A 25602-nucleotide genomic window follows, 5' to 3' on the forward strand; every position below is an offset into this window, starting at 1 on the left:
CGGCTCGTTCTCGGTGCTCGATGTCGACGTGACCGATGTCGTGACGGTGAAATCGATCACGGTCGCGACGTCCGACAACGCCAGCGGCGCGCCGAACGACGCGGCGCTGCTCGGCATGCTGACGCTCGACCCGCTGGTCGACGGCGAGATCATCGACGGCACCGAGACCACCGGCAGCGTCGGCTGGAGCTTCAACTCCGGCCTCGACCAGTTCGACTATCTGGCGGTCGGCGAGCAACTGACCATCACCTACACGGTGACGGTGACCGACGACAACGGCGCCGAGGACACGCAGACGATCACCCTCGTCATCGAGGGCACCAATGACGCGCCAACACTTATGCCAGTCGTAGGCGATACCGATATTTTCCTGGTTGATCATATCGCCGCGGCGGACCGGGTCTATCTGAATGATGGCAGCGGGCAGTTCACCGACTCGGGCCAGATCCTCGGAGGAACGCTGAACGGCTCGAATATCGCGGTCGGCGACCTGAATGGAGACGGTTACAACGACGTTGTTGTGACCAATGCCGGCGGGCAGGCGACCCAAGTTTTCATCAATACGGGGTCGGGAGATTTCCTTCTGGGTCAGTCGCTTGCTGCCGAGGATGCGCGCGGCGTTGCCCTCGGCGATCTCGACGGCGACGGTGATATCGATGCAATCGTCACGTCGAGCAGTGCCGGACCGAACCGGGTGTTCCTGAACGATTCGAGTGGCAATTTCGTTGAGACAGCCACGCCGTTCGCCTATGGCAGCGACAGCCGGTCGGTCGCCTTGGGCGACATTGATGGCGACGGCGATCTTGATGCAGCCATCGGAAATGCGAGCAATCAGCCCAATCAGGTATTCCTGAACGACGGATCGGGAGTTTTCACGGACAGCGGCCAGTCGATTGGCGGGAACGTCTATACTGGCGATGTCGACCTCGGCGATCTCGACGGCGATGGCGATCTCGATCTGTTTGTCGCAAACGGCAACAATGAGCCGGATCAGGTCTTCTTCAACGATGGAAATGGCCTGTTTGTCGATTCTGGTCAGGCTCTCGGCACAGCTCAAAGCGAGAAGGCCGTGCTTGCGGATCTTGACAACGACGGCGACCTCGACGCGTTTGTCTCGTCGCAGTCGGGCGAGTCTGCCTATGTGTATCTTAACGACGGGTCAGGCGTCTTCACATCCACTGGCCAAGCGATAGGCGCCGGTGATAGCCGCGGACTTGCGCTCGGCGATGTCGACGGCGACGGCGATATCGATGCCGCTGTGGCTTACATCAGCGGCGGAACGAAAATCTATCTGAACAATGGAAATGCGTCCTTCACGCTCTCGCCCGAGGTGTTGCCGAGCGCCGCAACGGTCGCGCTGGCCGATCTGGATGGCGACGGGGAACCGGCGGCAGGCGTGAGCGAGATCGTCGATCTGGCCCCCAGTGAGAACGCGACTTTGCTCGTCGAGACCGGCGCATTCTCGTTTGGGGATGTGGACCTGACCGATGTCCATACGGTCGAAATTGAGCTTGTTTCGGCCACCGACTCGGTCAACGGCGATGTTCCGGAGCGCGGCCTTATGACGGCTGCGGTCGCGACGGATTCCACTGGCACTGGCATCGGCCAGGTAAGCTGGAGTTTCGAGGTTCAAGACGCGGCCATCGACGATCTGGCTGAAGGCCAGACCATAACTCAAGTCTACTCGGTAAGTGTCGACGACGGTGAAGGAGGCAGTGTCGAGCGGACGGTCACGGTGACGATCACCGGTACCAACGACGCGCCGGTCGCTCTAAGCGATACCGGCTTGGGCGATCCGGGAGTCGCCTCCTTGCCGTCCGGCCTCATCGCTCAGTGGTCGGCTGACGGGACGACCGAAGATGCTGCGGGCGATAATGACGGCGTGCTGCAAAATGGGGCATCGTTTGCGGCCGGCAAGTTCGGACAGGCATTCAGTTTTGACGGCATCGATGATTCCTTCTCGGCGCCGAGCACTGGACTGCCAACCGGCAATAGCGATCGAACGCTTTCGCTGTGGATGAAGGCTGATGCATTTGGGAGCGGCGAGTCGTTTCTGGCAGGCTATGGTAACTTTGGGTCAGGTGGTCAAACCTACGCTCTCGGCACATCCGGCGACACGCTCTTCTTTTCGCAATGGGGCAACGCGGTGTTCGGCCCGTCCCTGGAAGCCGGGCAATGGTATCATGTAGCTGTCACCAATGTCGGCAACTCGGTCACCCTGTATTTGGACGGCGTCGCCGTCGCCACCGGCACGATGTCCATCAATACCCCGGCGGGTACGGACTTCTTGGCTGGCGCGCGTCCGCAGATCAGTATCCCCGGCCTGTTGCAGGGCGAGGTGGATGACATCCAGGTCTACGATCGCGCACTGACCGCCGAGGAAATCCAGTCCATCCACCACAACGTGCTCGACAACGACACCGACGTTGACAGCGGCGACAGCCTCTCGGTGGTCGGCGTTGCGGCAGGCACGCCGCCAGGAGATGTTTCGGGCCAGGTCGGATCGCCTGTTGCCGGTGTCTATGGCGCCCTGACGCTCGGTGCGGACGGCACCTGGACTTATGCCCGCGACGATGGCGATCCCGATACGCAACAGCTCGGCGAAGGCGAAGCCGCCACCGACGTCTTCACCTACACGACGGCCGATGCTCAAGGCGCGACGTCCACTACCTCCTTGAGCATCGCCCTGCATGGCATCAATGACATGCCGGTGGTAACGGGCGCTGAGTGGGTCCCGGACGATCCGGACAATCTTTCGGCGATGATTTCGATCGCTTTCGCCGACGCCGACTTGACGGACACCAACTACAATGTGCGTGTGATCGACGTTCACGTCGACGATCCGGAGGGGCTGCTCTCCGACGGGTTGGATTTGGAAGGATTGGTGACGGGCATCGCCGAAAAGGCGTCCGGGGAAACCTCCGGCACGGCCACGCTGACCTTCACGGCGGACGAGACCGATTTCGATCTTGTCGACGGGCAACAGGTGACGCTTCTCTATACCGTTTCGATCGAGGACGGAGCGAACGGTGTCGCCCTTCAGAATTTTGTAGTGACGATTTCCGGAACCGGGTCAGGACCCGTGGTCTCCGATGTGACCATTCTAGACGATGTTTCAGTCGGTGCATTCCAAAGCATCGTTACTGGCACGCCTGGTGACGACACCTATGACAACGGTGTCACCCAACTCGAAGGGACCTCGGGCGCCGATCTGATCGTCGGCCTTGCCGGCGCGGACGAACTTATCGGCAATGGCGGTGACGACTGGCTGTTCGGCGGTCGTGGCCACGACTATCTCGAAGGCGGTGAGGGCGACGATACGCTGAACGGCGGTCAGGGAGACGACTGGCTCGTCGGTGGCAAGGGCGACGACACCTATGTCGGCGGCGACGGTTTCGAGGAGTACGACGCCATCAGCTTCAGGGGCGAAACCGGCACGAGCGGCGTTTACGCGAATCTCGCAACCGGAGTGGTGACGGACACCTACGGCAACAGCGAGTCGGCGACCGGAATTGAAGAGGTTGACGGCTCGGCCAATGACGACACATTGATCGGCAACGAGGCACACAACTTTTTCCGCGGGCATGGGGGTTCTGACACCTATGACGGCGGTGCGGGCGATTACGACCAGGTCGCGTTCGACGAGGAGGCGGGCGGCTTTCAGGGCGCAGAGGTCGATCTCGCACTTGGCTCTGGCACCGACACCTACGGCAATGCCGAGACCTTCACCAGCATCGAGGTGCTGCGCGGATCGCAATGGATCGACACGTTCACCGGCGACGATGGCGTGAACGAATTCTACGGACTGGCCGGCGCCGACGTCCTCGACGGCGGGGATGGCGACGACACGGTCCGCTACGATCGCGATGCCGACTTCGGCGGCGTCGACGGTGTCACGGTCGACCTCGCGGCGGGCACCGCGATCGACGGCTTCGGCGATGAAGATGCACTGTCCAACATCGAGAATGTGCGCGGCACCGACTCTATCGACGAGCTGACCGGCGACGACAACGACAACGAGTTGTTCGGTCTCGGCGGCAACGATACGCTGAGCGGCGCTGACGGCAATGACTACCTGGAAGGCGGCGCCGGAAACGACGAGCTGATCGGTGGTAGCGGAGACGACTACCTGGTGGGCGGCGAGGGCGACGACACCTATCATGGCGGCGGCACAGGTCCCGACCAGTTCGACGTGGTCAGCTTCCGGGACGAGACGGGCGGTTCTGGCGTCGTTGTGGACCTGGCGGCCGGGACCGCGACCGATACCTACGGCAACGAGGAGACGCTGATCGACATCGAGGAGGTCGACGGATCGCAGAACGACGACACCATTGTGGGCAACGACGCGGACAACTTCTTCCGCGGCTTCGATGGAGCCGACAGTTATGACGGCGGCGTTGGCTTCGACCAGGTCGCCTACGACGCGGAAACCGGCGATAACGGAGTCGTGATTGACCTTAGTGTGTTGGATGTCGACGGCTTTGCCACGGGCACGGACACCTACGGCAAGGTCGAAAAGTTCAAGAGCATCGAAATGTTGCGCGGCTCGGAAAACGCCGACGCCTTCATCGGCGACGACGGCGACAATATTTTCCGCGGCATGGCCGGCGACGACGTCATGGACGGCGGCGATGGTTGGGACACGGTCCGATACGACCGCGACGTCAACAGGGGCGGAACGTCGGGCGTCACCGTCAGTCTCTTGGCGGGTACGGCGACCGACGGTTTCGGTGACAGCGATACCTTGTTCAACTTTGAGCGCGTGGTTGGAACGGAAACCGACGATTGGCTGATCGGCGACAACCTGGATAACGAACTGATCGGTCTTGGCGGCGCGGACAGCCTCGACGGCTTCTCTGGCAATGACTATCTCGAAGGTGGCGCGGGTGACGACATACTCGACGGCGGTCAGGGGGACGACTATCTGGCCGGCGGGGAGGGCGATGACACCTATATCGGCGGTGACGGTCCCGACCAGTATGACGCGATCAGTTTCAGGGACGAGACCGGCGCGTTTGGCGTCGTGGTCGATCTGGGAGCCGGCACGGCGACAGACACTTACGACAACGTCACCATCGAATCGGTGACCGGAATCGAAGAAGTCGACGGTTCGAAGAACAGCGACATGCTGATCGGCAACGCGGACGATAACTTCTTCCGCGGCTTTGACGGAAGCGACAGCTATAGTGGCGGCGCAGGGGACTTCGATCAGGTCTCGTTCGACGACGGCGGTGGCAGTCAGGGCGCTATCATCAATCTTGCGCTGGGCACCGGCACTGACACCTACGGCAATGCGGAAACCTTCACTGGCATCGAAGTCCTGCGCGGCTCGCAATGGGCTGACACCTTCATCGGCGACGCCAACGATAACACCTTCCGCGGCATGGCCGGCGATGACACGCTGAATGGCGCCGGCGGCAACGACACCGTCCGCTACGACCGCGACGTGAACAGGGGTGGCACGGCGGAGGTCACGGTCGATCTGGCAGCGGGCACGGCAACCGACGGCTTCGGCGACAGCGACACCCTGATCGACATCGAGCATGCGCGCGGAACGCAGTTCGCCGACACGCTGTCCGGAGACGGGGACTACAACCAGCTTTTCGGGCTCGATGGCGACGACACACTGTTCGGAGATGCCGGCGATGATCAGCTATTCGGTGGCGACGGTTCCGATGATTTGACCGGTGGCTTTGGCAGCGACGAGTTCATTCTCTATGCCGGCGAAAGCGGCGTCGACGATATACTCGATTTCGAGATCGGCAACGATCTGATCAGCCTTTACGGCTATGACGAAAGCACGACGGTCATCAGTCTCGCGGACAACGGTTTGGGCGGAAGCAATCTCATGGTCGACGGTTTGGCAGTCGCCTCGCTGGCTGACGTCTCGTTCGAAACAGACCTAGTCATCGATTATACCGACCATCACGTCCTCACGATGATGGCGACCGTATGAGCATCGTGGCTGTCAGCGAAACGGCGGACGGCAGTTGATGCTCGGAGGCCGTTTATTGGGTGGGCTCGTCGTCGCGGCCGCCCTGTCGCTCCTGCTCCCCCTTCCCCTCCACGCCGCCGAAGACAACGCCGTCGTCGCCGAATCGCTGCGAGCCATGTTCCAGTCCGGTACGGCCGACACTGGGTCCGAGGCGGCCAACGCGGCGCTGCCGTCGGTCCGCGAGATCTACGAAATCCGCGATTTCAAGCCGATCTGGGTGCGCGACAACGGCCCCAAGACCAAGGCCAGGGCGCTGCTTGCCGAGTTGAAAATCTCCGGCGTGCACGGCCTGTCGCCGGAATTCTACCACGTCGCCGAGATCGAGGCGCTGATGCAGTCGTCGGAGCCTGACGACCTTGCCCGCCTCGACATGCTGCTCTCGGGCGCCGCGGTCGAGTTCGGCGGCGATCTCGCCAACGGGCGCATCGGGCCCGATCTCGCACCGTCGGAAAATGCCGTCGCGCCGCTCGCGACCACTCCGGCTGAATATGTGGCGGGGGCGGAGGCGGCCGAGAATCTGCGCGATTTCGCCGGCGCCCTGCTCAACGAGGATTTCCGCTACGTACGCCTCATCTCCAAGCTCAACGAATTCACCCGCCTGCAGGCGTCGGGGCAGTGGCCGGCCATCGACGCGGCGGGCGCGCCGATCGCGTCGGGAGCCGGCGATCCGCGCATGAAGGACATACGCCGGCTGCTGGCTCTATCCGGCGACTTGCCGATATCGCTGATGGGCGGCGGCGATCTGCATGACGACAAGACGATCGACGCCGTGCGCGGCTTCCAGACGCGGCACGGGCTCGATCCCACCGGCGCGATCGATGCCGCCACGCTCGCCGAGATGGCCGTCCCGATCGGCGATCGCATCCGTCAGATCAAGGTCAATCTGGAGCGCCGGCGCTGGCAGAACCGTGGTCTCGGCGACGAAAACATCTACATCAACCTTGCCGACAGCAATGTGAAGATCGTGCATGGCGGCCGGTCGGATCGTTTCGTCGCCGTCGCCAATGCCGCCGAGCTCGGCGCGCTGCCGACCTTCTTCGGTTCCGTGACCGGCGTCGAAGTGCGTCCCGGCGACGTGCCGGAGATCGCGCTGACCGTCCAGTCGCCCTTCATAGACCGCATAGGCGGACGGGGCTCCGAACGGGAGATCGCGATCACCGACGCGGTGTCCGTGGCGTCCGACCTGATCGCCGTCCGTGCGCTGCCCGGCGAGACCATCGATACGCTTCTCGCTTCCGATACGCCGGCCAGAATTGAGTTCGGAGAGCCGCTGCCGCTCTTCGTCACCTTCGTCACCGCCTGGGCGAATGGCGACGGCTCGGTGCATTTCCGCCGCGACCCGACGGGGCGCGACGCAAAAGTGGCCGCGCTGCTTCAGCTCGACTGATCCGTATCGCCGCCCTCTGGCCGAGTCATCGGCGCCGCCGCCCTTCGCGGCAGGACGATGCGGAACTCGGTGAACGATCCCGGCACCGTATCCATTTCGATCGTTCCGCCATGCTGCTTCACGATGATGTCGCGGCTGAGCGAAAGCCCCAGGCCGGTGCCCTGGCCGGCGGGCTTGGTCGTGAAGAACGGATCGTACATGCTCTCGCGCACGTCCGCGGCAATGCCGGTCCCGTTGTCGCGGATCCTGATCTCGACGGCGTCGCCGAGGTTTTTGGTTGATGCAGTAAGCATCGGCTCGTAGCCGCCGCCGTTGGCCGCCGCGCCGCGCCGCGCCATGGCGTCGATGCCGTTGGAAAACAGGTTGATGAGCACGCGGGTAATCTCCTGCGGGTAGAGGTCGACCGCCCCCGCCTTGGGGTCCAGTACCTTCTCCAGCTTAATATCGAAATCCCGCCGCTCGGCGCGCGCGCCGTGATAGGCGATGCCCAGGCTCTCGTCGACCACCGCGTTGATGTCGACCCTGCGGTGCTCGCCAGGGCCTTCAAGCGACTGCAGCAGCGTGTTCCTGACGGCCGATTCGGCGCGCCTGCCCTCCCACACCACCTTGTCGAGATTGGCCTTCAGCGTGTCGCCCAACTCCTCGACCTCCGCCCTGGTGCCGCCGTCGATCACCGCGCCTTCCAGCACCATGCGGATATCGTCGACAAGCTTGTTCGACCGCAGCGATTCGTCGTTGACCGCCTTCAGCCGTTCCTCGATATCCTGGCCGATGCCGGTGGTCAGCCGGCCGAGCGAGGCCAGCCTTTCCGACTCGGCCAGCCGCGCCTGAGCGGCGTGAAGATCCTGAAGCAGGGCGGCAAGTTCGCGCGCGCGCGCCTGCGCTTCGCCCGACCGTCGCGCCTCCTCGATCGCGATTGCCGCCTCGTCGGCGAATGTCTGCGCCAGCTCGATCTCAGGCCCGCTGAACGGTCCCGGCGTCGAGCGGGTCAGCGCAAAGACTCCGATCGCGGTCCCGTCATGCAGCAGCGGCACGCACAGGATCGCCCCCAGACCTTCGATCCGGGCGATCCCGGCGTGCTCCGCATCGCTGTCGGCGTCGGCGGCATGCACGACCGCGCGGTCCAGCGCCGCGCGTCCGACCCAGCTGTCCCGGCCGGGTGGCTGAGTGCGCACGAGGGGTTCGGGCATGGCGCCGGTCGCCGCGCCGACGCGGTATGCGCCGTCCTTCATCAGGTAGATCGCCGCTCCGCCGGCGTTGCAGAGCGATGCAGCCGAGGCGGTCAGCGTGGTCAGCACGCCGCCGAGTTCGAAACCGGGTCCGCTGATCGCCTTCAGCACTGCCGCGATTGCCGCCTGCCGCCGCTGCGCTTCGCCGACTTCAACCGTGCGGGCCCGCACCTCGCTCGTGCGCGTTTCGAGCGCCTCGATCAGCCGCACATTCTCGATCGCGATCACGGCCTGGTCGGCCAGCGTCGCCGCCACCGCGAATTCGGCGTCGCCGAACGGCGCCTGACGGGCGATCACCAGCGCGCCGATCGCTCCGCCGGGACCGGGCAGGGGAACCGCGATCGCATTTCCGGATGACGCGTCGCCCGCCAATTGCAGCGGTTCGGCTTCGCGCGCGGCGCGGCGTGCGAGGCCGGCCGTCTGCAGGTACCCTGCGTCGCCGAGCCAGCCGTCGGGGAAACCCACGCTGCCGGCGTTTTCCAGCTTGGCGCCGTCGCCAAGGCAGATCGCGGCCATGCCGGCGTTGCAGAGTTCGGCTGCCGAACGCGCCAGCGTGTCGAGCACCGCGCCGAGGTCGATGCGCGCGCGGCCGAGAATCGCCAGCATGCGCGCCGTCGCCTCGCGTTCGCGCAACGCCTTGCCGAGGCTCTGGTTGCGCGCGTCTAGCGCGCCGGCAAGCCGCGCCGTGCCGATCGCGACGGCGGCCTGTGCGGCGAGCGTGCCCGCCAGTTCGATCTCGTGCTCGCTGAAGGCTTCGGCGGCCACGCGCGACAGCGTCAGACCGCCTGCCTCCTCTCCGTCAAGCATGAGGGGCACGGCGAGTGTCGCTCCCCCGGTCCCGGCTGTTGTGCCCTTCGCGGCGACGAGGCGTGCTCTGCCGGCTTCCTCGATACGCAGTTCGACCGCGTCGGCGCGGCACAGTTGGGCCGCGGTTGCGACGACCGCGTCGAACACCGGCTTCGGATCGCCCTCGGCATCGCCCAGAAGCTTCAGCGCGTGGGTCGTCGCCCTCACGAAGCTGTTTGCCCCGTCGCGATCTTCGGCATGCAGCCTGCGCGCGTCTTCAAGTTCCGCCGCATGCAGATGGCGCGCCTGATCCAGTTCGGCGGCGCGGACCTTGTGGGCGTCGTCGAGCGCCTCGGCATGCAGCCTGCGCGCTTCGCCCATCTCCGCCGCGTGCTGCTGCTCCGCTGCGTCGAACCGTTGCCGCGCCTGATCCAGCTCGGCGGCGTGCAGCCGGCCGGCCTCCTCCACCGCGGCTGCATGGCGCTGCTCCGCCGCCTCGTACTTCTGGCGAGCCTCCTCGACGTCCTGGGCATGGTGCCGGCGGGCTTCGTCCATCTCCGCCGCGTGCTGCTGCTCGGCTGCGTCGAACCGTTGCCGCGCCTGATCCAGCTCGTCGGCATGGTGCCGGCGGGCTTCGTCCATCTCCGCCGCGTGCTGCTGCTCCGCCGCGTCGAACCGCAGGCGGGCTTCTTCCACTTCGGCGGCGTGCAGCTGGCGCGCCTCCTCCGCCTCCGCAGCATGCTGCTGTTCCGCCTCGTCGAACCGTTGCCGGGCCTCTTCCGCTTCCGCTGCGTGCAGCCGGCCGGCCTCGTCGAGCGCCGCCGCATGCCGCTGCTCCGCGTCTTCGAACCGTTGCCGGGCCGCCTCTACCTCCGAGGCATGCAGCCGGCGTGCCTCGTCCATCTCCGCGGCATGCTGCTGCCCCGCCGCGTCGAACTCTCGGCGAGCCTCCTCCACTTCGGCGGCGTGCAGCCGGCGGACTTCGTCCATCTCCGCCGCATGCTGCTGCTTGGCTGCGTCGAACCGCTGGCGGGCGTCTTCCACCTCGGCGGCGTGCAGCCGGCGGGCTTCCTCCATCTCGGCCGCGTGCTGCAGCCCCGCCGCGTCGAACCGCTGGCGGGCTGCTTCCACTTCCGCGACATGCAACCGGCGGATCTCGTCCAGCTCCGCCGCATGCCGCCGTTCCGCGGCCTCCAGGTCCCCGGCATGGCGCTGGCGCCATTCGTCGCGCTCGGCCGTGCGTTCGGCGAGTTGCTGGAGCGTAGCATCGCGTTCGGTCGTGCGCAGGCGCGCTTCCTCATGCAAGCGCGCCTCGTCCAGCGCGATGACGGCGTGGTCGGCCAGCGTTTCGAGCAGCGCGAGCCGGTGTTCCGGCAGCGCGTTCGGCTCCGGGTCGGCGACCGTCATCACGCCGATTGCCGCGCCGTCCTTCAGCAGCGGCACGATGGCGACGGAGCGAATGCCGAGCAGACGCGACAGGTCGTCGAACGCTTCCGCGGGTTCGGCCTGGAGGTCGGCGACGAGCACCGCCTTGCGTCGCTCCATCGCCTGTCCGGCCGCACTGCCGGCAGAGGGCGCCGCGCCCGCCGTGACCAGATCCCTTGCCTCGGGAGGCAGGCCGCGATGCGCCCGCACCTGCAGCCGCGTCCCGTCGAGCAGGGCGATATGGCAGAAGCGTGCGTTGCAGAGTCGCGCCGCGCTGTCGGCAATGGCATCCAGCACCGGATGGCTGTCGGTCGGCGACTGCGCGATGGCGTGCAGTATGCGGCCCGTCGCGGTCCGCTGTTCGAGCGACTCGGCAATGTCGCGATTGCCGTCCTCGATCGTCTTGAGCAGCCGGACGTTGCGAATGGCGATCAGCGCCTGGTCGGCGAAGTCCTGCACGACAGAGACCTGCCGTTCGAGGAAGGGCAGGGGGTCGGCGCGCGACAGCGAGAAGACGGCTTCTACCCGGTCGCCGTGCTTGAGCGGCACGGCGAGCGCGGCCCGTTCGTCGGCGTTGGCGGGGCGCTCGCCGTAGTCGCCCATGAAGCGCAGGTCGCGCGAGACGTCGTCGACGTTGATCACTTGCCCGGAATAGGCGGCCGCCGCCGCCACCGCGTGCAGGTCGGTGTCCCTGGTGAAGGGCGCCTGGCGCGCCGCCTCGGCCCAGTCGCTTGTGTGCCCGAGTTGCGCGGCGAGCCGGTATGCGTCGCCGTCGCGCAGCCAGACCGCGCCGACATTGGCTTCGCTCAGCCGCACCGCGGAGCCGATCAGCGTGTCAAGCACCCGCTCCAGGTCGTAGTCGGTGCGGCTGATCGTCTTCAGCATTTCGGCGGTCAGCGACTGCTGCTGCAAGGCGATGTCGAAGCCGACCGCGCTGTCGTCGATCTTTTCCTCCAGCCCCTTCCGGCTCTGCTGGAGGCGGTTCGCCATCGCGTTGAACGTGTCGGCGAGCGCGCCGATCTCGTCGCGTCGGCGAAGGGCGACGCGCTGCGTCAGGTCTCCCTCGCCAAGCAGTTCCGTACTTGCCTGCAGCCGCTTGATCGGCACGGCGACGCGGCGCGCGAGCCAGACTCCGACAATCGCGGCGGCCAGCAGTCCGGCGGCCAGAAGCAAGCCGGTCTGCCAGAGCAGCTCGCGGAAGGGCGAAAGGGCATCGGCCTTCGGCGTCTGGACGATCGCCGTCCAGCCAGGCCCCGGCACCTGCGCCCATGCCGCGAATGCCGGAACCGAGCCGTCTTCCCCAACCGCGTCCATGCTCGTGCCGGCGCCGCCCGCGGCGAGTGCCTCCGCCACCTGCGGCAGGGCGGAAAGATCGTTCTCGCCCGTCACCGGGTTGCGGCTCGGATGGGCGATCAGCCGGCCGGCGCCGTCGACGACGAAGGCCTCTTGGCCGTTCCCGGCCGCTGCCTTGACGGGCGCGGCGAGGAAGGCGAGGTCGAGTTCGGCGACTGTGACGCCGCCGTCCGCATGCGCCACGCCGATCGTGCCCGCCAGATCGGCGCCGTTGCGCACATAGACCGGACCGAACCAGTTGCGCGCCTTTACCGTCTCGACGAAGCGCGGCTCGTTCGCGTGGCTGGCGAGGCTGGCGAGCGAGTCCGGCGCCAGCCGCGACACCTTCAGCTGCTCGAGGCCCCTGCTGTCGATGTGGAACAGCTCCACGATGGCCGGGAATTGCCGCAAGATGCGCGCGAAGTCGGCGCGCTGCTGCTCGACGCCTGATGCCTGCCAGTCGCGCTCTGCGGTCCAGGCAAGCTGGCCCTGCAGTTCCGAGATGGAGCCGCCGATGCTGCCGGCCAGCGCTTGCGCCCTTTCCTGCTGCAAGGCCAGCGCCGAGCGCTCCGTCGCGACGTAGCCCGACCAGAGGCTGAGGGCGGCGCCAGCGGCAAGGAGCAATGCAACCAGCGCCACCGTCACGGCGGCGAATTTCAGCGACAGCGGAATTTTCAGCCGGCGCGCCGGCTTTTCAGCCGCGCCTTTCGACCCGTTTGGGGCAATGGCCATCGCTCAGCGCAACCGCGCGCGGGGGCAGGCCCTTGGAACTGCAACCCCTAGGAATTCCAACACTTCGAGCTTGGTCACCATCTGCATTCGTCGGCTGTCGGCTGAGAGACCGGCAACCTAAGCATCTTTGCAAACCTTGTCCATGAAAGCAGGCCTGCAAACCCCGGATTTCCAGCGCAAAACCCGACGATTTCGGGAGCTTCTTTGCCGGTCCGGGGAGATGGTCCCGCTTGGCGCCCCACCCCCTCCACAACGGGGAGGGGATAGGGTGGGGGTAACCCTGGCGATGGCTCAGCCGCCGTCGTGCGCGGCCGAGCGGCGGTCGAACCTATCCGCCGTGCGCCGAATGATCCGCCTCACCGCCCACCTTCTCGACGGCGAACTCGACCTTCACCGTCCCCGCCTTCTCGAAGGTCAGCGTGCCCGGGAACTTGACCCCCTCGACCGCCGGCGCGTTCAGGTCCATGAACATCAGGTGGTAGGAGCCCGGTTCGAGCTTCACCTCGCCGCCGGCGGGGATTTCCAGCCCGCCGGCCAGCGGCCGCATGGTCATCACGCCGTCTTTCACGCTCATCTCGTGGATTTCGCCCTTGCCGGCGATGTCGGCGGTCACCGAGACCAGGCGGTCCGGTTCGGCGCCGCTGTTCTTGACGGTCAAATAGCCGGCGGCGACCTTGGCGCCGGGCAGCGTCGCGCGCGACCAGGGATGGCCGATCGTCAGGTCGCCTTGCTTGAATTCGTGCGCCATTGCCGCCGGCGAGAACAGCAGGGCCGCGGCGAGGGCAGCCGCGGGCAGGGCGGCGTTGCGACGAGAAAGGATCATGTGAGTGCTCCGAAAAATGCGTTCGCGCCGCGTGCCGCGGCCGGCGAACTTATGCTGCTGACGAGCCGCGCTCCGGCGGAACGCGGCGACGGCGGTCAGGCAGCAGGCGGAGCGCGGGGATTTGCCGGCGTTCGCCGGTCATGCGGGGAAACCAGTGTTGGCGGCGGATAGCCGACCGCCTCGCTTACGAAGTCGATGGCGGGCCATTCGGCTTCGGCGGGCAGGTTCGCGGCCGCCTGGAAGGCCGCGCCGCAGAAAAGCATGCAGCAGTCGGGCATGTGCCCGTCATCATGGCCCTGGCCGGACGGACTATGGCCGGTGCTGCCTTCGACGCAGATGACGTTGCCGAAGATGTCGCGCTGGACGGGCGGAGCAGCGACGGCAAGAGCCGACTGGAGCACGAGCGCCAGCACCGCGACGAAAGTCGCGAGGCGTGAGATCCCTGTGCTGTCCTTGCCGTGCCTCATGAGGCCGCGCCGCCTGGAAGTTTGCCGTTGGTTCTTGATAATCAAGGAAATGTTTTGTCTCCTTGATCATGCGCAAATCCGGACGCGAAAGCGCCGCGCGCCGTTTCCTAGCATAGGCGTCCGGCGCGGCAAACGGAGCGCATGCTTCTGCGGCAAGATGCCGTCAGCGCTATGCTACGGGGATCACATCCACCGCCTGTTCGCCGGTGTGGCTGCCGGTCGTCCTGAGCACCCCGACGATCGGCGCCACGTCCGCATAGTCGCGGCCGTAGCCGACGGTGATGTGGTCGTTCGACGCGCGCATGCCGTTGGTGGGGTCGAATTCCTGCCAGCCGGCCTCGCGCCCGCACCACACCTTGACCCAGGCATGCATGGCGTCGGCGCCCTCCAGCCGCTCCTTGCTTGGTGGCGGGATGGTGCGCAGAAAGCCGCTGACATAGCCCGCCGGGATGCCCAGCCCGCGCAGGCCGGCGATCATGACGTGGGTGAAATCCTGGCAGACGCCACGCTTCAGCGCGAAGGCGTCGGCCGCCTTGGTCGCCACTGTCGTCGCCTCTCCATCATAGGCGAAGTCGTTGTAGATGCGATTGCAGAAATCGTTGGCGACGCCGGTCACCGACGCGCCGCGCGCCTGGCTTTCGCGCGCATAGGCGGTGATGCCGGGATCGAGATCGACGAAATCGCTCGCGGCGAGGAAGTGATGCGGCGCGTCCGGCTTCAGCGAACGAACCGAACCGATCTCATCGGCGAGATCGGCAAGCTTGGGCGAGACGTCCAGGCTTGGCTCGGGCCGCGTTACCGAGACGCGCGCGCTCATGCGGATGTCGAGCGCGTCATAGACGCTGCGCGAAGCCACCGACGTCACCGCGTTGCCGAAAAAATCGAGGAAGTCGGAGCGTTCCGTCGGCACCGGCGAAAAGGAAAGCGAGGACGCGACCACGCGCTGCACGCCGGCGATGGTCTGCGGCGCCACATGCACATGGTGCCGGCTGCCGCCCGCGGCGGCAGCGTAGTCGTAGTGCAGGTGAAGCTTGATGTCGTAGAGCATGCGCGTCAGGAAAAATACGCTTTGGCAAGGCTGCTGTAGAGCCCCGCTATGTCGTCGGCCAGAGCGTCGAGCGCCTTGGGCGACAGATCGCCCGGCTCGTCGGTCGCAAGTGCCGTGTGCAGCCTCAGCACGTCCTTCGCCGCCGGCGAGAGATGGCCCCGGTCGCCGGCCTCGGGCAGATGCGCGATCTCGTGTTTCAGCCGGTCGAGCTGGAACAGCACCGAGCGCGGATTGAGCGGGTCGAGCGCCAGCAGGTCGACCAGGCTGCGCCGGCCGGCATGGGCATATTGGCGGCGGTGGGTCATCACGCTGTCGCCGATCTCCAGCATCATGTCGAGCGCGCCGTCCGGTGCGTCTTCGCGCGTCAGCCAGGCAAGCGAGCGGGCGATCTGGATGCCGCGTTCCAGCCGTCGGCCGATCTCCAGGAAACGCCAGCCGGTGAAGCGGTACATGTTCTCGCCGAGAAGGCCGGAGAAGCCGGCGAGCTTGCGCAAGATCACCGTCATGGCGCGCGTCGCGTCGTCGCCCGGCGCGACGTCGCTGGCGAAGCGGTGGACGGTCTTGGAGAGGTCGCGCAGCGCCAGCCACCCGTCCGGCGAGAAACGGTCGCGGATCTGGCCGGCGCTGTAGACGGCGCTGTCGAGCGAACCGATCAGCGCCGGGGGAATGGCCGCCTCGGCATCGATGCCATAGGGCTCCAGATAGGCCCGTATGTCGGAAAGCAGCGGCGTGCCGGGATCGGACGTCTCCGCGAGCCTGACATTATAGGCGCGCAGGATGCGCGCCGTGTCCTCCGACCGTTCGATGTAGCGGCCGAGCCACATCAGGTTCTCCGCCGCGCGGCTGGGCAGCGTGCCCGGCAGGTTGCGCTTGAATCCCTCGCGGTCATCAGGCAGCAGCGTCTCCTGCTTCACCGGCTTGGCGCTGACCACCCACACGTCCGCCGCCTGGCCGCCGCGCTGCATGGCGATCGCGGTGTTGTCGAGCGAAGATCCGATCCGCGCGAAGCCGCCCGGCATCACGATCCAGCCTTCGGGCGTTCGCGCCAGATAGACGCGCAGGCTCGCCGGCCGCGGTTCGAGGCTCCCGCCGACGAAGACCGGCGTCGTCGACAGCGTCACCGCCTCCTGGCCGACGAAGGCCGCGCCGTCCGTCGTGATCCTCTCGACAAGCGTGGCGCGCTCGCCATCGTCGAGGCTGGAGCCGAGCACCGTCACGCCGTCGTCCTCGAAAGGCAGACGGGTCGACAGCGCCGGCCCGATCATCATGCGGTCGAGGTTGTCGAGCACATGGCGGCGGTCAGCATGATCGCCACACCACCATGTTGCGATAGAGGGGAGATCGAGCGGCTTGCCGATGAGCGCCTGCGCGACGCCGGGCAGGAAGGCGGTCAGCGCGCGCATCTCGAGTATGCCCGAACCGAGCGCGTTGACCATCGTCACCGAGCCCTGGCGGACCGCCTCGGCCAGCCCCGGCGTGCCGATATGCGAATCGCCCCGCAACTCCAGCGGATCGGCGAAGGCTGCGTCGAGCCGCCGCCACAGCACCGTCACCGGCTTCAGGCCCGACACGGTGCGCACCATCAGCCGCCCGTTCGTCACCGTCAGGTCTTCGCCTTCGAGCAGCATGACGCCGAGATAGCGGGCGATATAGGCGTGCTCGTAGTAGGTCTCGTTGAGCGGGCCGGGCGTCAGGATCGCCGCACGGCCCGCCGGCTCGCCCGCCATGCCGGTCAGCGCATCGCGAAAACGGCGGAAGAAGCCGGCCAGCCGATGCACATGCATCTCGCCGTATATGTCGGAGAGAGCGCGCGTCGTCGCGACGCGGTTCTCCAGCGCGAAGCCGGCTCCGGAAGCTGCCTGCGTGCGGTCGCCCAGCACCCACCAGCGGCCGTCCGGGCCGCGGCCGAGGTCGAAGGCGCAGAAATGCAGGAAATGCCCGCCCGCCGGCCGCACGCCGGCGAAGGGCCGCAGATATTCCTGGCTCGACGCGATCAGGCCGGGCGGCAGCAGCCCGTCGGCGACCAGACTGTTCTCGCCATGGATGTCGGCGCAGATCGCCTCGAAGACCTCCGCGCGCTCGGTCAGCCCGGCGCTGATATCGGCCCATTCGACCTCATCGACCAGCAGCGGCACATGCGCCAGCGGCCATTCACGCTCATTGGCGCCGGCGCGGTCGTAGACGCGGTAATAGACGCCGGCGTCGCGCAGATACTGGTCGGCGCGGGCGAACCGCGACTTCAGCTCGTCCGCGCCGACTTCCTCCAGCGCGGCGACGAATCGCTTCCATACCGGCCGCGGCTCGCCCGCCGCGTCGACCATCTCGTCGAGCACGCCCTCGATGGGCCTGTAGCTTTCGAGTAGCAGGTCCTTCGGCGGTTTACGCCTCGCTTTCGTGTGATTCCCCCTCGCCATCGCCGATCACAATCTCGGCGGCCGCCTGAGGTCAAGCGTCAGCGGAAATTCTCCCGATGCTTCTTCCGGCCGCAGTTCATAGCCGCCCGGCGTGTAGCCCCTCGGCTCGAAACGGGCGAGCCGGCGCGCCTCCGCCTCGTTGGCGTTGACCGGGAAGGTCTCGTAATTGCGCCCGCCCGGATGCGCCACGTGGTAGACGCAGCCGCCGACGGAGCGGCCCGACCAGCGGTCGTATATGTCGAACACCAGAGGAGTGTTAACCGGCAGCGCCGGATGCAGCCCCGATGCCGGCTGCCACGCCTTGTAGCGTACGCCGGCGACCGCGACCTCACGATTGTCGGTCTGCCTCAGCGGCACCGGCCGGCCGTTGCAGGCGACCGTGTGCCGTTCGAGGTTCAGCCCTTCCGCCTTCACCTGAAGCCGCTCGACGGAGGAGTCCACGAAGCGCACCGTGCCGCCGATCGCTCCCTGCTCCCCCATCACATGCCAGGGCTCCAGCGCCTGCCTGAGCTCCAGCTTGATGCCCTGCGTCTGCACCTCGCCGCAGAAGGGGAAGCGGAATTCGAGCTGCGCGTCGAACCATTCGGGACGGAAGGCGAAGCCGTTCTGTTTGAGATCGTCGAGCACGTCGATGAAGTCGGCCCAGACATAATGCGGCAGCATGAAGCGGTCGTGCAGCGTCGTGCCCCAGCGCACGAAGCGCCCGTCGAGCGGGTTCTTCCAGAGGCGTGCGATGATCGCGCGCACCAAAAGTTGCTGGGCGAGGCTCATGCGGGCGTTGGGCGGCATCTCGAAGCCGCGGAACTCGACCAGCCCGAGCCGCCCCGTCGGTCCGTCCGGCGAAAACAGCTTGTCGATGCAGATTTCGGAGCGGTGCGTGTTGCCGGTGACATCAGTCAGAAGGTTGCGGAACAGCCGGTCGACCAGCCAGGGCAGGGGAGCGTCGCCCATGCCGGGCATCGGCACCTGCGCCAGCGCGATCTCCAGTTCGTAGAGGCTGTCGTGCCGCGCCTCGTCGAAACGCGGCGCCTGGCTGGTCGGGCCGATGAACAGGCCCGAGAACATGTAGGACAGTGCAGGGTGCCGCTGCCAGTAGAGCACCAGGCTCTTCAAAAGGTCGGGCCGGCGCAGGAACGGACTGTCGTTGGGCGTCGCACCGCCGACCACCACATGGTTGCCGCCGCCGGTGCCGGTATGGCGGCCGTCGATCAGGAACTTGTCGGCGCCAAGCCTGGACTGCCTGGCCTCCTCGTAGATCGCCTCGGTCGTCGCCACGCAGTCCTTCCAGCTCGACGCCGGATGGATGTTCACTTCGATCACGCCCGGGTCGGGCGCGACGCGGATGACGTTCAGCCTGGGGTCGTGCGGCGGCGCGTAACCTTCGATATGCACCGGCAGCCCGATCTTCTTCGCGGCGTTCTCCGCCGCGGCGATCAGCTCGAGATAATCCTCCAGCGCCTCGACCGGCGGCATGAACACGCAGAGCCGCCCGTCGCGTGGCTCGACCGAAAGCGCGGTGCGCACCGCGCCGCCGATCTCGCCGAGTTCCTGTTCGACGCGGTCCTGGCCGGCGGTCGCGGCCGTGAAGGACGCCGCCGTCTGCCGCCGCGCCATCTCGTCAGCGCCTTCCGCGTCCGCCGTGCCAGCCGGTTCGGGCAGGATCTCCGCACGCGCCGGCAGTGCCCCGCGCGGCACCGACGGATCGACCGGTACTATGTAGGGATAACGCGCCGGGGGCACGTAGGGCAGAGTGCCGAGCGGCAGGCGGTAGCCGACCGGCGAATCGCCCGGCACCAGGAACAGCCGCCCGCGCCTCGTCTTCCACTTCTCCGAACGCCAGCGCGGTCCCGCTGCCGTCGCCTGGCTCTGCCAGCGCTGCACCGGCAGCACATAGCCCGATGGTTTGGTCAGCCCGCGCTCGAAGACGCGCGCCATGCGGCTGCGCTCCTCGGGGTCTTCCAGCTTCGAATTCGACGGATCGACATTGTCCGGCAGCTTGCCTTCCTTGAGCAGCCACTCCGCCGGGTCCTCATAGGCCTCGGCGACCATCTCGGTCTCGATGCCGAGTTCGCCTGCGATGGTCGTCAGCAATTTGCCGGCGTCCTCCGCCGTGACCTTGCTGTCCGATTTTTCCCGCGCGATCAGTTCGGGGTCCGACCACACCGGCTCGCCGTCGGTGCGCCAGTAGAGCGAGAAGGTCCAGCGCGGCAGCGTTTCGCCCGGATACCATTTGCCCTGGCCGTAGTGGAGAAAGCCGTTCGGCGCGAAGCGCTCGCGCAGCCGCCTGATCAGCGCGTCGGCCTTTTCCCGCTTGGTCGGCCCGACCGCGGCCGTGTTCCATTCCTCGCTCTCGAAATCGTCGATCGACACGAAGGTCGGCTCGCCGCCCATGGTCAGGCGCACGTCCTCCGCATGAAGCGTCGCGTCGACCTGTTCGCCCAGCGCATCGAGCGCCTGCCAGCTCTCGTCCGAAAACGGCTTGGTGATGCGCGGATGCTCGGCCACGCGGTCGACCCGCATCTCGAAGGCGAAGTCGACATTGGCGAAGCTCGCCATGCCGGAGATCGGCGCGGCGTTCCTGTAATGCGGCGTGGCGGCGAGCGGCACATGGCTCTCGCCGGTCAGCAGGCCCGATGTCGGGTCGAGCCCGATCCAGCCGGCGCCCGGCAGATAGACCTCGCACCAGGCATGCAGGTCGGTGAAGTCGACCGAGGTGCCCGGCGGCCCGTCGAGCGCCACCAGGTCGGGCTTCAACTGGATCAGGTAGCCCGACACGAAGCGCGCGGCGATGCCGAGGTTCCTCAGCGCCTGCACCAGCAGCCAGCTCGAATCGCGGCACGAGCCTTTTCCGGCTGCCAGCGTCTCCTCCGGCGTCATGACGCCGGTCTCCATGCGGATGATGTAGCCGATCTCGCGCTGCACCTGCGCGTTCAGTGCGACGATGAAGTTCACTGTATTTGTATGCGAACGGTCGACGCGGCTTAGGAAAGCGCCGAGCAGCGGCCCGGATGGTTCCTGCGTTCGGTAGATCTTGAGGTCGTCGGCGATGTCTTCCGGATAGTCGAAGGGGAAATTCTCCGCCGCCGGCTCCACGAAGAAGTCGAACGGGTTGTAGACCGTCATGTCGGCGACGAGATCGACCTCGATCCTGAGTTCCATCACCGGCTCCGGAAACACGAAGCGCGCCAGGAAATTGCCGTAGGGGTCCTGCTGGAGATTGACGAAGTGGTTTGCCGGCTCGACCTTCAGAGAGTGGCTGAGCACCTTGGTGCGCGAATGCGGCGCCGGCTGCAGCCTGATCACCTGCGGGCCGAGCACGACCGGCCGGTCGTATCTGTAGTGCGTCAGGTGATGGACGGCGGCGAGGATTGCCATCAAGGCTCCCGGATCGTTGGCTACCCGCAGTTTTCACGACTTCCGGGCAATCTCAAGCTCTTATTGCAGTGCGGGAGGGAATGAGGAAGCGCGAATACGCGCCACGCTTCCGCCAACAAGCTGGAAACCGTCCAGTTTCGCTGCGGCGGCCCACGATATGTCAACCGGCCGTAGCGGCTGCCCGCCTGAAAACGATTGTCACTTTCGTTCCCTGATCCGGGCTGGACGAGACATCGAACACAGCCTTGGCGTTCTCGGTCAGGGAATGTGCGATCAGGGCCCCGAGCTTGCCGCGCTTGGGCCACGTCTCGCCCTCCGGAAGGCCGATCCCGTCATCGGCGATAGTGACTTTGCACCCTTCTCCGTTGACGATGCTGTGCAATGTGATGGTCCCGCCCTCGCGTCCCTTGAACGCGTGCTTCAGCGAATTCGTCAGCAATTCGTTCACCACCAGGCCGGTCGGCATCGCGACATTGATGGAGACAGGGTAGGTGTCCAGAGTCATGTCCAGGCGAATGCCTTCGACGGCATGTGAAGTCATGACCGCGGAGGCAATCTGGCTGAGATAGACGCCGAGGTCGACCTCGTCGCTTTGCTCGTCGGCCGACAGCGCCTGGTATAGAATCGCCAGCGCATCGACCCTGCCGGCCAGGCGTTCGAACCGTTTCTGATCCGGTTCGACCGCATTGCGCGTTTCCAGCCGTATCAGCGCGGTTATCATCTGGAGATTGTTTTTGACGCGATGCTGAAGCTCGCGCAAAAGCGTGTCCTTTTCCCGGATGCGCTCTTCCATCGAAAGCTTGTCGGCTTCGCCATGAGCGGAAACGTCGACGAGCGCTACCAGGCGAAAGCAGAGCCTGCCGTTGTCGTCCTCGATCAGGTTGGAATAGGCGTCCACGACGACGGGTTTGTCATCCTCGCTCCGCTCCAGCCGGAACGTGCCGACAAAGTCCGTTTCCTCGACGATCGCCGCCACGAGGGGCCGGTCGTTGGGTTCGCTCAGGCTGGTTCCGGAAAGACCGGACCAGTTCTTTTTGGCGAGCTTGGAGGCCGAAACCCCGGATAGCTTCTCAAATTCCGGATTGGCATAAATGACGCTTTCCGCGCTGGTGATGTCGGACACGGCAATGGCGATCGGCACCTGGTCAAGGAACTTCTTGAACTGCTCGCTTTCCAGCGCCGTCGCGAGGTCCGGCGTATCGAGCAATTGCTCGACCTGCTCTGGCTTGTCTGAATCGGATGTCATCAGCGTTCGGCAGTCCCTCGTCTGGGCCGCAGCAATATCAGTGTTGGTGCTCGCCAGCCATCTTTTTGCATCGGCTGCGGGCGGTTAGGACTCCGGGACAAGAAGCTGCAAGCGTCTATGTCCCCAGTTGGGTCGTCTCCAGGCGCGCCGCCTGATCGCTTGACCGATCGCTCCCGGCGCAGGGCGGAAACTCAGAACTTGTCCTGCGGTGCTGGTTTCGACGGCAAGCAAAACCCCGGCGCGAGGCCGGGGTTCTTCGTCAGGTTAGATCCAGTACCAGACCCAAACCCGTCTGCGGCGGCAGCGCCGGCGCCACCTGCCGTGGTGCCAGTAGCGGCGGCAGTGGCGTCTCCATTCGCGCCGCCGACGCCGGCGTCTGCGCCGCCGCCCCCGCCGATGCACCTTTTCGATCTCCGCCTGGGTGTCTTCCTCCTCGAAGACCTCCGCAGCCGGTTCGTCGAGTTCGTCGAGTATGCCGTCTGCCTTTGGCATGGCGGCATACGCTGCGACGGGCCGGGCCAGGCTCTCCACGGCCGCTACTCCCGCAAGGCTGAACATGCCTGTCAGAAACAATCGTCGATCCATTGAAGCCTCCATATCGGTTGTTCAACGCCCTTCACCACATTGAGATAGCGGCGCTGAATGAAAAGGCTAGGGTGTCGGGAGCGGCCCATGGCCTCCGGGATAGCTTGCAGGGCGGCGGCGGCCCGGCAGGCAGAGGGAGCAACCAGCCATCCGCCTTGACGGAGAAACGCCGATGGACATTCGATCGACACTGAAAGCGCTGTGCGAGGCGTTCAACGCGCACGATCTTGATCGCATCATGGCGTTCTTCTCCGAAGACTGCGTCCTGGAGATGCCGAGGGGAAGCAATCCCTGGGGTTCCCGTTTCGAGGGCAAAAGGAACGTGCGGGAAGCGCTCGCGACGCGCTTTGAAGGCCTGCCCGATGTCCACTACGGCAACGATGAGCATTTTGTGGATACGAGTGCCGATACCGGCATCTCCAAATGGACTCTCACCGGCACGACCCGCGACGGGACGAAAAGAGAAGTGCAAGGCTGCGATTTCTACACGTTTCGCGACGGCAAGGTGGTCCGCAAGGACTCATACTGGAAGATCGTCGAGTAGTTCAGATGCCGCCGGTCGCGCCGCCGGCCTGAGGCGCTACCCCTTTTGCGGTGCGAACCTCGCCACCAGCGAGTGCGTCTCGCCGGCATAGGTCAGCGTGACATTCGTCACCGGCTGGTCGGCGCTCCAGGTGCGCCTGTTCACCACGAGACAAGGGCTGTGGCGCGGCAGGCCGAGCATCTTCGCCACATTCTCGTCCGCCGCCACGGCGCGGATCGTATGTTCGGCGGCGTTCCACGGCACGCGCGAAAGCAGCCATGGGCCAGGTGCGACCTCTTCGAACCTCTCGCCCGCTGCTTCCGGCACGGCGGCCAGACTTATAGCGCGCTCTTCCAGGCAGAAGGGTTGCGCCCCGGCGAAATGCCGGCAGACCAGTTCGACCAGTAGCGTGCCTTCAGGGAAACCCGCATCTTCATCCGGCCCAGCCGCCATGCGCTCCGCTTGCGATACCAGCTCGTAGCGGTAGGGCAGGCCGAGCGCCTCGACCTCGGCGCGGATGTCGTGGATTTCGAGGATAGCCGCCTGGCTCTGCGGCCGCTTGACGAAGCTGCCCGACCGCCGGCGTCGCTCGATCAGCCCGGTGCGGGCGAGTTCCGACATCGCCTTGTTCACCGTCATGCGCGAGCACTGGTATTCCGCCGCCAGTTCGTGCTCGAAAGGGATGCGGTGGCCGGGCGCCCATTCGCCCGACAGGATGCGGCCGCGAATGTCGCTGAGGATGCGCTGGTAAAGCGCGCCAGAACCGTCCGTACCCGCCGTTTTCGCGTCCATGATCCCCGCCTGCGCGGCTGGAGCAATTCCAGGAAAAGTGGAACCCGGTATTCCCTGGGAATTGCGACAAACAGATCTAGCCGGCTGTCAGCTCCATCATGGCCTTTCGAAACCGCTTGGCAATGGCATCTCTGCGCACATGCCGTCCGCCTTCGACCAGCCTCTTCCCACGCACCCACACGCCGTCGACCTTCGTGCCGTTGGCGAAGATCCAGGCATCGAGGATGGCGTCGCCCTTCTTGCCTGTCAGCGAGGGGTGCGACGCGTCGAGCGAGACGAAGTCGGCCGGCGCTCCTTCCGCCAATGCGGCATCCCTCGCGCCAAGCGCGATACTCCCGCCGGTCACCGCCGCGTCGAACAGCGCCCGGCCGTTCGACTGACCGGGTCTGGCCAGCACGTTGCGCGCCTGGCGGTGAAGCCGCTGCGAATATTCGAGCTGGCGCAGTTCGTCCGCCACGCCGATGAGCACGTTGGAATCCGAACCGACGCCGAAGCGTCCGCCGCGCTCCATGAACAGCGGCCCGGGAAAGGTGCCGTCGCCGAGATTGGCCTCGGTGATCGGGCAGAGCCCGGCCACCGCGCCGGCCCTCGCCATGCCCGCTGTTTCTTCGTCGGTCATGTGGGTTGCGTGGATCAGGCACCAGCGCGCATCAACGTCGGCGTGGGCGAACAGCCACTCGATCGGCCTTGCGCCCGACCATTTGATGCAGTCCTCGACCTCGCGCATCTGCTCGGCGGCGTGGATGTGGACCGGCCCATCCGGCGCCATCGCAGTCACCGTCTCCAGTTCGCTAGGGGTCACCGCGCGCAAACTATGCGGCGCGACGCCGACAACCGCTTCAGGAACTGATTCAACCGCTTTGCGGCTTGATTCCATAAGCCTGGCGAAACCGTTGAGATCATTGATGAAACGGCGCTGTCCTTCGGTCGGTTTCTGGCCGCCGAAGCCCGAATGCGCGTAGAAGACCGGCAGCAGCGTGAGCCCGATGCCGGTCTCCTGCGTCGCCGCCGCGATGCGCGCCGCCATCTCGGCGACATCCGCATAGGGCCGTCCGTCTGTGTCATGATGCAGGTAGTGGAATTCGCCGACGCGCGTGTATCCGGCCTCCAGCATCTCGGCGTAGAGCTGGCCGGCCACCGCTTCGACATGATCTGGCGTCATCGACAGGGCGAAGCGGTACATCACCTCGCGCCACGACCAGAAGCTGTCGTTGCCGGGTCCGCGCGTCTCGGCCAGCCCCGCCATGCCGCGCTGGAAGGCGTGGCTGTGCACGTCAGGCATGCCTGATATCAGGATCGCCACCCGCTCGTCGCCGGCTTGCGCCGAGGCGCCCGCCGCGAGTTTGGCGATCCGCCCGCCCGCCGTCGCGATGCGCACGTCATTGGCCCAGCCTGTCGGCAGCAGTGCGGTTTCTGCGAACAGCGCGCTCATGTGTTGCGCTT

Annotated in this window: 13 protein-coding genes; 3 read left to right on the forward strand and 10 right to left on the reverse strand. The window is 66.1% G+C overall.

The features are described 5' to 3' along the window. The first annotated feature begins 13 nt into the window (after nucleotides 1–13). Together ABLE71_RS23875 and ABLE71_RS23880 are read left to right on the forward strand one after the other, a co-directional pair. On the forward strand, nucleotides 14–5956 hold the full coding sequence (locus ABLE71_RS23875; protein ID WP_348785982.1) for an FG-GAP-like repeat-containing protein: 5943 nt from the start codon (nucleotides 14–16) through the stop codon (nucleotides 5954–5956). 55 nt (nucleotides 5957–6011) lie between these two features. Next, entirely contained in the window at nucleotides 6012–7382 is a 1371-nt protein-coding gene (locus ABLE71_RS23880) for a peptidoglycan-binding protein (RefSeq protein ID WP_348785983.1), read from the forward strand. Here ABLE71_RS23880 and ABLE71_RS23885 read toward each other — a convergent pair. From ABLE71_RS23885 to ABLE71_RS23920, 8 genes are all read right to left on the reverse strand, one after another. After that, nucleotides 7370–12886 carry a GAF domain-containing protein gene (locus ABLE71_RS23885; protein ID WP_348785984.1) on the reverse strand — a complete coding sequence of 1839 codons (5517 nt, stop codon included), beginning with the start codon at nucleotides 12884–12886 and terminating at the stop codon, nucleotides 7370–7372. The two genes, ABLE71_RS23880 and ABLE71_RS23885, sit on opposite strands and share 13 nt — an antisense overlap. Before the next feature lie 328 nt (nucleotides 12887–13214). Then, nucleotides 13215–13709, reverse strand: coding sequence for a copper chaperone PCu(A)C (locus ABLE71_RS23890; RefSeq protein WP_348785985.1), 495 nt, complete (start codon nucleotides 13707–13709; stop codon nucleotides 13215–13217). Nucleotides 13710–13804: 95 nt separating this feature from the next. Continuing rightward, nucleotides 13805–14176, reverse strand: a complete 372-nt coding sequence (locus ABLE71_RS23895) for a DUF2946 family protein (protein WP_348785986.1) — start codon at nucleotides 14174–14176, stop codon at nucleotides 13805–13807. A 169-nt stretch (nucleotides 14177–14345) separates the two neighbouring features. Beyond that, the gene (locus ABLE71_RS23900) at nucleotides 14346–15224 is read right to left on the reverse strand and encodes a transglutaminase family protein (RefSeq protein WP_348785987.1); all 879 of its coding nucleotides are present in this window, start codon (nucleotides 15222–15224) and stop codon (nucleotides 14346–14348) included. 5 nt (nucleotides 15225–15229) lie between these two features. Continuing rightward, the gene (locus ABLE71_RS23905; protein ID WP_348785988.1) at nucleotides 15230–17638 is read right to left on the reverse strand and encodes a circularly permuted type 2 ATP-grasp protein; all 2409 of its coding nucleotides are present in this window, start codon (nucleotides 17636–17638) and stop codon (nucleotides 15230–15232) included. Nucleotides 17639–17644: 6 nt separating this feature from the next. Further along, the gene (locus ABLE71_RS23910) at nucleotides 17645–21013 is read right to left on the reverse strand and encodes a transglutaminase family protein (protein WP_348785989.1); all 3369 of its coding nucleotides are present in this window, start codon (nucleotides 21011–21013) and stop codon (nucleotides 17645–17647) included. A gap of 160 nt (nucleotides 21014–21173) precedes the next feature. Then, complete coding sequence (locus ABLE71_RS23915) at nucleotides 21174–22259, reverse strand: histidine kinase dimerization/phosphoacceptor domain -containing protein (RefSeq protein ID WP_348785990.1); 1086 nt, start codon at nucleotides 22257–22259, stop codon at nucleotides 21174–21176. Nucleotides 22260–22523: 264 nt separating this feature from the next. Beyond that, nucleotides 22524–22844, reverse strand: a complete 321-nt coding sequence (locus ABLE71_RS23920) for a protamine-2 (modular protein) (protein ID WP_348785991.1) — start codon at nucleotides 22842–22844, stop codon at nucleotides 22524–22526. 172 nt (nucleotides 22845–23016) lie between these two features. On the opposite strand from ABLE71_RS23920, the gene ABLE71_RS23925 reads away from it, so the two are divergent. Further along, nucleotides 23017–23388 (forward strand): nuclear transport factor 2 family protein, encoded by a 372-nt coding sequence (locus tag ABLE71_RS23925; protein WP_348785992.1) that lies wholly within the window; start codon nucleotides 23017–23019, stop codon nucleotides 23386–23388. A gap of 36 nt (nucleotides 23389–23424) precedes the next feature. Here the strand turns inward: ABLE71_RS23925 and hutC are convergent, their stop codons facing one another. Together hutC and ABLE71_RS23935 are read right to left on the reverse strand one after the other, a co-directional pair. Continuing rightward, nucleotides 23425–24159 (reverse strand): histidine utilization repressor, encoded by a 735-nt coding sequence (hutC, locus tag ABLE71_RS23930; protein WP_348785993.1) that lies wholly within the window; start codon nucleotides 24157–24159, stop codon nucleotides 23425–23427. A gap of 76 nt (nucleotides 24160–24235) precedes the next feature. Beyond that, complete coding sequence (locus ABLE71_RS23935; RefSeq protein WP_348785994.1) at nucleotides 24236–25591, reverse strand: formimidoylglutamate deiminase; 1356 nt, start codon at nucleotides 25589–25591, stop codon at nucleotides 24236–24238. Nucleotides 25592–25602: the final 11 nt, after the last annotated feature.

It is taken from the genome of Mesorhizobium sp. KR9-304, assembly GCF_040049215.1.
Classification (GTDB): Bacteria; Pseudomonadota; Alphaproteobacteria; order Rhizobiales; family Rhizobiaceae; genus Mesorhizobium_K.

What these genes read in the sequence shown, in the direction of transcription:
- ABLE71_RS23915 (WP_348785990.1), bottom strand. Translation starts at nt 22,259, where the DNA reads ATGACATCCGATTCAGACAAGCCAGAGCAGGTCGAGCAATTGCTCGAT.
- ABLE71_RS23920 (WP_348785991.1), bottom strand. Translation starts at nt 22,844, where the DNA reads ATGGATCGACGATTGTTTCTGACAGGCATGTTCAGCCTTGCGGGAGTA.
- ABLE71_RS23910 (WP_348785989.1), bottom strand. Translation starts at nt 21,013, where the DNA reads ATGGCAATCCTCGCCGCCGTCCATCACCTGACGCACTACAGATACGAC.
- ABLE71_RS23935 (WP_348785994.1), bottom strand. Translation starts at nt 25,591, where the DNA reads ATGAGCGCGCTGTTCGCAGAAACCGCACTGCTGCCGACAGGCTGGGCC.
- ABLE71_RS23900 (WP_348785987.1), bottom strand. Translation starts at nt 15,224, where the DNA reads ATGCTCTACGACATCAAGCTTCACCTGCACTACGACTACGCTGCCGCC.
- ABLE71_RS23925 (WP_348785992.1), top strand. Translation starts at nt 23,017, where the DNA reads ATGGACATTCGATCGACACTGAAAGCGCTGTGCGAGGCGTTCAACGCG.
- ABLE71_RS23885 (WP_348785984.1), bottom strand. Translation starts at nt 12,886, where the DNA reads ATGGCCATTGCCCCAAACGGGTCGAAAGGCGCGGCTGAAAAGCCGGCG.
- ABLE71_RS23905 (WP_348785988.1), bottom strand. Translation starts at nt 17,638, where the DNA reads ATGGCGAGGGGGAATCACACGAAAGCGAGGCGTAAACCGCCGAAGGAC.
- ABLE71_RS23890 (WP_348785985.1), bottom strand. Translation starts at nt 13,709, where the DNA reads ATGATCCTTTCTCGTCGCAACGCCGCCCTGCCCGCGGCTGCCCTCGCC.
- hutC (WP_348785993.1), bottom strand. Translation starts at nt 24,159, where the DNA reads ATGGACGCGAAAACGGCGGGTACGGACGGTTCTGGCGCGCTTTACCAG.
- ABLE71_RS23895 (WP_348785986.1), bottom strand. Translation starts at nt 14,176, where the DNA reads ATGAGGCACGGCAAGGACAGCACAGGGATCTCACGCCTCGCGACTTTC.